Annotated in this window: 8 protein-coding genes and 1 pseudogene; 8 read left to right on the top strand and 1 reads right to left on the bottom strand. The window is 65.2% G+C overall.

The window, feature by feature from the left end; translation table 11 throughout:
• From DBR22_RS04310 to rbfA, 3 genes and pseudogenes are all read left to right on the top strand, one after another.
• Positions 1 to 192, top strand: a pseudogene (locus DBR22_RS04310) (DUF448 domain-containing protein); the annotation flags it as partial.
• Positions 193 to 344: 152 nt separating this feature from the next.
• Positions 345 to 3,278, top strand: coding sequence for a translation initiation factor IF-2 (gene infB / locus DBR22_RS04305; protein WP_108597940.1), 2,934 nt, complete (start codon positions 345 to 347; stop codon positions 3,276 to 3,278).
• 142 nt (positions 3,279 to 3,420) lie between these two features.
• Positions 3,421 to 3,930 (top strand): 30S ribosome-binding factor RbfA, encoded by a 510-nt coding sequence (gene rbfA, locus DBR22_RS04300; RefSeq protein WP_108597939.1) that lies wholly within the window; start codon positions 3,421 to 3,423, stop codon positions 3,928 to 3,930.
• 76 nt (positions 3,931 to 4,006) lie between these two features.
• Here the strand turns inward: rbfA and DBR22_RS04295 are convergent, their stop codons facing one another.
• Positions 4,007 to 5,125: a ScyD/ScyE family protein gene (locus DBR22_RS04295; protein ID WP_108597938.1), complete on the bottom strand. Its 1,119-nt coding sequence runs from the start codon at positions 5,123 to 5,125 to the stop codon at positions 4,007 to 4,009.
• A gap of 182 nt (positions 5,126 to 5,307) precedes the next feature.
• Between DBR22_RS04295 and DBR22_RS04290 the strand changes: the two genes are divergently transcribed.
• From DBR22_RS04290 to DBR22_RS04270, 5 genes are read left to right on the top strand one after another with little or no spacing between them, the layout of a single operon-like run.
• Entirely contained in the window at positions 5,308 to 5,793 is a 486-nt protein-coding gene (locus DBR22_RS04290; protein WP_108597937.1) for a nucleoside deaminase, read from the top strand.
• Positions 5,794 to 5,820: 27 nt separating this feature from the next.
• Positions 5,821 to 6,246 (top strand): thioredoxin, encoded by a 426-nt coding sequence (gene trxA / locus DBR22_RS04285; protein WP_108597942.1) that lies wholly within the window; start codon positions 5,821 to 5,823, stop codon positions 6,244 to 6,246.
• Positions 6,247 to 6,266: 20 nt separating this feature from the next.
• Positions 6,267 to 7,184, top strand: a complete 918-nt coding sequence (gene truB / locus DBR22_RS04280; RefSeq protein ID WP_108597936.1) for a tRNA pseudouridine(55) synthase TruB — start codon at positions 6,267 to 6,269, stop codon at positions 7,182 to 7,184.
• Positions 7,185 to 7,186: 2 nt separating this feature from the next.
• Positions 7,187 to 7,540 carry a hypothetical protein gene (locus DBR22_RS04275; RefSeq protein ID WP_108597935.1) on the top strand — a complete coding sequence of 118 codons (354 nt, stop codon included), beginning with the start codon at positions 7,187 to 7,189 and terminating at the stop codon, positions 7,538 to 7,540.
• Between the two features lies 1 nt (position 7,541).
• The gene (locus DBR22_RS04270) at positions 7,542 to 8,024 is read left to right on the top strand and encodes a hypothetical protein (protein WP_258229039.1); all 483 of its coding nucleotides are present in this window, start codon (positions 7,542 to 7,544) and stop codon (positions 8,022 to 8,024) included.
• Positions 8,025 to 8,046 lie beyond the last annotated feature (22 nt).

Raw genomic sequence — 8,046 nt, 5'->3', positions numbered from 1 at the left:
TGGCTGCACCCCAGCGAAGCGTGCCTCGCCCTGGCGGTGAAGCGGCGTGCGTTCGGACGTGCCCTCAACGGCGCAACCGGGACCGCCGCCGTCGAACGCCGGATCATGGCAGGCAAGCAAGCCGGCCCGTTGCAGCAACCTCCGGTGGCTGCAACAAAAACCGTCCAACCTGAAAGCGGGTCAGAAAACTGATGGAAACCCGATGAGTTCCCAGCGATGAGTGCGCAACGATGACAACTTTGTTGCGCTCTGCAATGGGCCTTTCAGCTGCAACCGCGGCTGGGGCCCGCAGTAAGAAGTAGACGGTTCGTGCCTGGCTCGGTGCGGACCGAGACAGGAGAAATGTGGCCAAGGTCCGCGTACATGAGCTCGCTAAAGAGCTCGGTATTACTTCCAAAGATGCAGTGACAAAACTGCAGGAACTGGGCGAATTCGTTCGCTCCGCCTCGTCAACAATTGAGGCCCCGGTGGTGCGGAAACTCCGCAACGCCTACCCCGACGCCGCGGCAAAAGCTGCAGCTCCGGCAGCCGCGCCCAAGGCGCCTGCCCCGTCGGCAGAAACACGTCCCGCAGCACCGGCCCCCTCGGCTGATTCGCGTCCGGCTGCCCCGGCAGCTCCAGCGGCACCGGCAGCACCTGCTGCTGCAACGCCTGCTGCCGCTGCTCCGGCAGCCGCAGCTCCGGCTGCGCCTGCTGCGCCGGCCGCTCCCGCCGCCGGTGCTCCGGCCTCACCGTTCAGCGGTGCAAAGCCCGGTGCCCGTCCGGCCCCCAAGGCTGAAACCCCGGCCGCTCCCACCCGCCAGGGCTCACCGCAGGGTGGATCCCAGGGTGGCTCGGCACCGCGTCCCGGCGGTCCCCGCCCGGGCAACAACCCGTTCGCCACCTCCCAGGGCATGCCCCGCGGCCGTGGCGGCGACGGGGAACGCGCTCCGCGTCCGGGTAACAACCCGTTCGCACCGTCACAGGGCATGCCCCGGTCCGGTGGAAGCCGTCCCGACGGCGACCGTCCCGGTGGCCCGCGCCCCGCAGCCGGTGCAGGTGGCCCCCGTCCGGGTGGTCCCCGTCCCGCAGCCGGTGCAGGCGGCCCCCGTCCGGGTGGCCCGCGCCCCGCAGCCGGTGCAGGCGGCCCCCGTCCGGCAGGTGCCGGCGGAAACCGTCCTACTCCGGGCATGATGCCCAACCGCACTGAGCGTCCCGCACCGGCTGGTGCAGGACGTCCCGGTGGCGGCGCACGTGGTCCCGGACGCCCCGGTGGCGCACCCGGAACAGGCGGCGCTCCCGGTGCCGGTGGCGGCGCTCCAGCCGGCGGCGGCTTCGGCAAGGGTGGCCGCGGACGCGGTGGCACCCAGGGTGCCTTCGGCAAGGGCGGCGCAGGACGCGGCAAGCAGCGCAAGTCCAAGCGTGCCAAGCGCCAGGAACTCGAGCAGATGAGTGCTCCGTCGCTGGGTGGCGTGAGCGTACCCCGCGGCGACGGCAACACCGTAGTCCGGCTTCGCCGTGGCTCGTCCATCACGGACTTCGCCGACAAGATCGAGGCAAACCCGGCAGCACTGGTAACCGTCCTCTTCCACCTCGGCGAAATGGCTACCGCCACGCAGTCGCTGGATGAGGAAACCTTCGCACTGCTCGGCGAGGAGCTTGGCTACAAGCTCCAGGTTGTGTCCCCGGAGGATGAGGAGCGCGAGCTGCTCTCCGGGTTCGACATCGACTTCGAAGCCGAACTTGAAGCCGAAGGCGACGAAGACCTCGAGGCACGTCCTCCCGTTGTCACCGTCATGGGCCACGTCGACCACGGTAAGACCCGCCTGCTCGATGCCATCCGCAAGTCCGACGTTATGGCGGGCGAGCACGGCGGCATCACGCAGCACATCGGTGCTTACCAGGTCACGCACAACCATGAAGGCACCGATCGCAAGATCACCTTCATCGATACACCGGGCCACGAGGCGTTCACCGCCATGCGTGCCCGTGGTGCGAAGGTCACTGACATCGCCATCCTGGTGGTCGCAGCGGACGACGGCGTGATGCCGCAGACCGTTGAAGCCCTCAACCACGCCCAGGCAGCAAACGTGCCGATCGTGGTGGCTGTGAACAAGATCGACAAGGAAGGCGCCAACCCGGAGAAGGTCCGCGGCCAGCTGACCGAGTACGGCCTGGTTCCCGAAGAGTACGGTGGCGACACCATGTTCGTTGAGGTCTCTGCCCGCCAGAACCTCAACATCGACGAGCTGCTCGAGGCCGTCCTGCTCACCGCAGACGCCGCCCTGGACATGCGCGCCAACCCGAACAAGGACGCCCGCGGTATCGCGATCGAAGCCAACCTGGACAAGGGCCGCGGTTCCGTTGCCACCGTCCTGGTGCAGTCCGGTACCCTGCACGTCGGCGACACCATCGTGGCAGGCACGGCCCACGGCCGCGTCCGTGCGATGTTCGACGACGACGGCAGCGTCCTGACCGAGGCAGGCCCGTCCCGCCCCGTGCAGGTCCTGGGTCTGTCCAACGTCCCGCGCGCCGGCGACACCTTCTTCGTGACCGCTGACGAGCGTACCGCCCGCCAGATCGCCGAGAAGCGTGAAGCAGCCGACCGCAACGCAGCCCTCGCCAAGCGCCGCAAGCGCATCAGCCTCGAAGACTTCGACCAGGCTGTGGCCGACGGCAAGATCGACACCCTCAACCTCATCCTCAAGGGTGACGTGTCCGGTGCCGTGGAAGCCCTCGAAGACGCCCTGCTCAAGATCGATGTCGGCGAAGGCGTGCAGCTGCGCGTCATCCACCGCGGTGTTGGTGCCATCACGCAGAACGACGTCAACCTGGCAACAGTGGACAGCGCCGTTATCATCGGCTTCAACGTCAAGCCTGCCGAGCGGGTTGCCGAACTGGCAGACCGCGAAGGCGTGGACATGCGCTTCTACTCCGTCATCTACGCAGCAATCGATGACATCGAAGCAGCCCTCAAGGGCATGCTCAAGCCGGAGTACGAAGAAGTCCAGCTGGGTACCGCCGAGGTCCGCGAAGTCTTCCGCTCTTCCAAGTTCGGAAACATCGCCGGTTCCATCGTTCGCTCGGGCATCATCCGACGCAACACGAAGGCCCGCATCAGCCGCGACGGCAAGATCATCGGTGACAACCTCACCGTTGAGACGCTCAAGCGCTTCAAGGACGACGCCACTGAGGTCCGCACGGACTTCGAGTGTGGTATCGGTCTTGGTTCGTTCAACGACATCACCGAAGGCGACATCATTGAGACCTTCGAGATGCGCGAAAAGCCGCGCGTCTAAGTTCGTTGCTTTCGCAGGTGGGGCCGCTGGGATTTTCCGGCGGCCGTCGTCGTAGACTCGCCTTAGGTGCGTGGCATCAAAACCCAACAGTTGTGCGGGCCCGTTCCGGTGCCGTCGTACATCCAAATTTTTAGGAGTGGAAATGGCTGATCCCGCACGGGCTGCCAAGTTGGCGCAGCGGATTAAGGTTGTTGTTGCGGAGGCTCTGGGCCGGAAGGTTAAGGATCCCCGGCTGGAGGGCATTACTGTGACCGATGCCCGCGTGACCAATGATCTGCAGCACGCCACGATCTACTACACCGTTTTCGGTGACCAGGCTGTCCAGGCTGACGCTGCCAAGGGACTGGAAAAGGCCAAGGGGGTGCTGCGCCAGGAAGTTGGACGCAACATCACCGTCCGCCTGACGCCCACGCTGGAATTTGTGGCTGACCAGATCCCGGTCAACGCCTCGAACCTGGAGGAACTCCTCCGGGCCGCCAAGAAGCGCGACGCCGAGGTGGCGGCGCTGGCTGCCAGCGCCAAGCACGCCGGCGACGCCGACCCTTACAAGAGCGACATCCCCGAGGACGTCGAAATTGACGAGGACGACTTCGACGAAGAGGACATTGACCTCACCGACGACGAAGAGCTCGACGAAGACGGCTCCAAGTAGAAGCTGGTTCCCAGCAGAATGCCCGGACCGCAGTTGCGGTCCGGGCCTTCTGCTTCCCAGAAAACCTCGTTTAGCTCTACCTGCTGATATCGGTTTTCAGCACGGTTCCGGTCGGTTCCCCGAAGCTGAAGCCGGCCGTGGCATAGAGGGTGTCCCCGTTCAGCTCGACTGTCGCGGGTCCGTCGACAGCCAGGAATTGTGAACCCTCGCGGGTCCAGGCATCGATCTTCACAATCTCGTTGCCGAACATCGATGCTGCGTAGACGTCCCCGTGGTCCGATACTGCAATGCCGGTCGGGCTCAGGATGTCCTCAGCCCATAGGCATGTGTGTCCGGTCCAAGGATTGACCCGGAACACTGCCCCGCGGGCGCCCAGGGAAGGATCCTCCGGACCGCCGGGGAGCGACGAAACGTAAAGCCACCCGTCCGGGCCGAACTCGACATCCGTCGGGACAGACTCAAACGCATACTCCTTGCCAACCACGCAAGCAGGGGCTTCGACGGTTCCTCCTGCCATGTCGATAGGGATCCTCGTACCGGCAGGGATGACAGCCGGCCGGGGCGGAAGGACAGCGAGCGTCGAGACATCACCGGAATCAAGGTCGACTTCGAGGATGGCGTTCATGCCGGCGTCAGCGATATAGGCTGTGGAGCCTTTGACTTCGGTGGCATAGGGATGGGAATCCACTGCCCCTTTGTACTGGGCCGGCGGGAAAGCCGGCCATTGCTGCAGGCAATCAGCCGGGACATCGGAGCCGAAGCCATACTCCTGGTCACCGTCCGGGTTGTTGGTGCGCTCGTAGCCGGCGAGGTCTGCGATAGTACGGACCTCGCCCGATTCGTCGATGGACTTCAGGTAGCCCTCGAGCGCATCTGGATTGCCGCCACCGGCTCCTACGCTCTCCAGGAAGTACGTCGTCCCGCGCCGGGTTTCTACACCACCGACGTCCCAATCTGCCTTCGTATAGACGGTGGCCAGTTGTCCGTCATCCTCCACACGGTCAAGCTTGCCCACAAAGTTCTGGGTCACCAGGACGGAACCGTCTCTGCCGACAGCGAGGCTCAACGGTGTGACCAGCCCGTCGGCCAGGATCTTCGGATCAGGTGATGATGATGAGCCTGCAGATGCCGGCCCGACAGGAATGACTAACGCCGCTGCAGCAAGGCATGCGGCCCAGGGAAACTTCTTCTTCATTGCAACTCCTGAAGTGCGCCCCGCAGGACGGGGCCGGGCAATGAGACCAAAGCAGATATGGATTTACGCAGTCCCTCTGGGCGCAAGATTAGTCCTCTGTGCCGATGGCGTCGACGTAAATTCCCCCTTCTAAGCCCCCTAATTTTGACCCTGAACTGCAGCGGCGTGGCTAGGATCTAGCTATGACCCAAGCGAGCGGGAACCACGGTGCCACCCGATACCTGCAACAGGCCGTTGAGCTGGCCATCCGGAACGTCGCCGAGGGCGGGGGACCCTTCGCGGCACTCGTGGTGACAGCCGATGGACGCTCCTACGAGGGCATCAACCGCGTCACCCGCGACAACGATCCCACGGCGCACGCCGAAGTCGTGGCCATCCGCACCGCCGCCGCGGCCAGCGCCAACTTCGACCTCAGCGGAGCCGTGCTTTACACCAGCTGCGAGCCGTGCCCGTTGTGCCTGGCGGCCGCGCTTTGGGCCCGCATTGACCGCGTGTACTTCGCCGCTGACCGTCACGGCGCAGCCGCAGCCGGCTTCGACGACGCAGTGTTCTATGAATACTTCGACGGAACCAGGCCGGAACTGCTGCCCGTGGCACACGAGCCGATTCCGACGTCGGACCTTCCGTTTGACGCCTGGCGGAACAACGCCGAACGAACCGAATACTGAACCGGAGGCGTCGTGCCTGCAGCAGCCGTGGAACCAACCCTGATCACATGCCCCACGTGCGGGAAGACCAACCGGGTCCCCGCCGCCGCAGCCGGCCGTCCGCGCTGTGGAAGCTGCCGGTCTGACCTGCCCTGGATCGTCAACGCCGGTGACGGCGATTTTGCCGTGGTGGCGGAACAGTCCCCGGTCCCGGCCCTCATCGACTTCTGGGCCGCCTGGTGCGGTCCCTGCCGGATGGTGAGCCCGGTCCTTGACAGGATTGCCAGGGAACGGGCTGGTCAGATCAAGCTCGTCAAGGTTGATGTTGACAGGGCTCCACAGCTGTCCCGGCGGTTCGACATCCAGGCAATTCCAACACTGATGATCATCGACAACGGCAAAGTGGTGGCCACCCAGACAGGCGCTGCCCCCGCCGAAGCCCTGCGCTCGTGGCTTGATCAAGCGCTCCGCTGAGCGCCGATATACTGGGAAGCGTGCTTTCTGGACTGGTGATAGTGGACAAACCGCAGGGATGGACCAGCCATGATGTGGTTGGTCGGATGCGTCGCATCGCCGGAACCCGGAAAGTGGGGCACGCCGGCACGCTCGATCCCATGGCCACCGGTGTGCTGGTGGTGGGCATCAACAAGGCCACCCGCCTCCTGACGTACATCGTGGGCACGTCCAAGACGTATACAGCCACCATCCGTCTGGGCCAATCCACCATCACGGACGACGCCGAAGGCGACGTCATTGCCTCCGTCAGCACCGCCGGGGTCACCGATGCGGCAGTCCACGACGGCGTCGCCGCCCTCACCGGGCAGATCCAGCAGGTGCCCAGCAGTGTCAGCGCCATCAAAGTCAACGGTGAACGCGCCTATGCCAGGGTCCGGTCAGGCGAGGAAGTGAAACTCGCGGCCCGGCCCGTCACCATCCACCGTTTCGAGATCCACGGCATCAGCCGGGAACCCGGCAGCGACGTCCTGGACGTCGAGGTCACAGTGGAGTGCTCATCCGGGACCTACATCCGGGCACTCGCCCGCGACCTTGGCGACGGGCTCGGAGTGGGTGGCCACCTCACGGCCCTCCGCCGGACCCACGTTGGACCTTATTCGCTGGACCAGGCCCGCACCCTGGAGCAGCTTGCCGAGGAGCTTGAGGTCCTGGAAATGTCGCAGGCAGCCCGGGCGCTGATGCCCAACCGCGAACTCACGGCAGAGGAAACCACCGAGATCTCCTTTGGCCGGCGGATCGCCGCAGGAGCGGAGACGGGCAGCCTGGCGGCCACCACCGAGCACCCGGCAGCGGCGTTCGCCCCGGACGGCAGCCTGGTGGCCCTGCTCGCAGATACCGGCAGCTATGCGAAACCGGTACTTGTCTTTGCACCCGGCAATGCCAGCCAGGATTCCTGAGCATGGACGCCTATTTCTACATCATCCTGACCGTCGGCCTCATCTCAAGCGGTATCTGCCTGATGGCGGGCATCCTGAAAAAAGCTCCGAACGACGTCACCATCCTGTCAGTGGCCGCCGTCGAGCTCGCGTTGGTGGTGTATCTGGTGGGTTCCATCGTCAGGGTGATCGCGGGCGAGCCGATCGCCGGCGAAGCCTGGGAGTTCTGGGGATACCTGGCCACGGCCATGCTCCTGCCACCGGCGGCCGTCTACTGGTCCATCCTGGAACGGACCCGCTGGAGCAACTTTGTCCTGGCCGCCGTCGGCGTAACCGCCTTGGTGATGGCCGCCCGAATGAACCAGATCTGGTACTGAAATGGAAGAAGCCCGCAACGTGAACGCACCGAAGACAGGCGCCACCCCTGGAACCACGGCCGTCAAAGCAGGCGGCAAGGACACCAGAAACACGGGCCCCGGACGCCTTCTCATTGCTGTCTACGCGGTGTTTGCCATCTCAGCCACCGCCCGCGCCGGCTACCAGATCCTGACCAAGTTCTCTGAGGCCCCGCTGGCCTACCTGTTGTCCGCCTTCGCCGCCGTCGTATACCTGGTGGCCACAGTGTCCCTGGCCAAGCCGGGCCGCACCTGGTTCAAGGTCTCGGTAGTCGCCGTGCTGGTGGAGCTCGTGGGAGTGCTGGTGGTGGGGGCCCTGAGCGTTTTCGACCCCGTGCAGTTCCCTCACGAAACGGTGTGGTCGCTGTTCGGCCGCGGCTACGCCTTCATCCCGCTGCTGCTGCCCATACTGGGGCTGGTGTGGCTGTACCGCCGGCGGCCGGGCAAGATCCCGGCCACCGCTTAAGGGCAAGGTCCCGGCCGCCGGC

The organism is Arthrobacter sp. HMWF013 (assembly GCF_003061105.1).
Classification (GTDB): domain Bacteria; phylum Actinomycetota; class Actinomycetes; order Actinomycetales; family Micrococcaceae; genus Arthrobacter.
The sequence above is the reverse complement of the archived record's forward strand: the minus strand, read 5'-3'. Positions and strand labels throughout refer to the sequence as shown.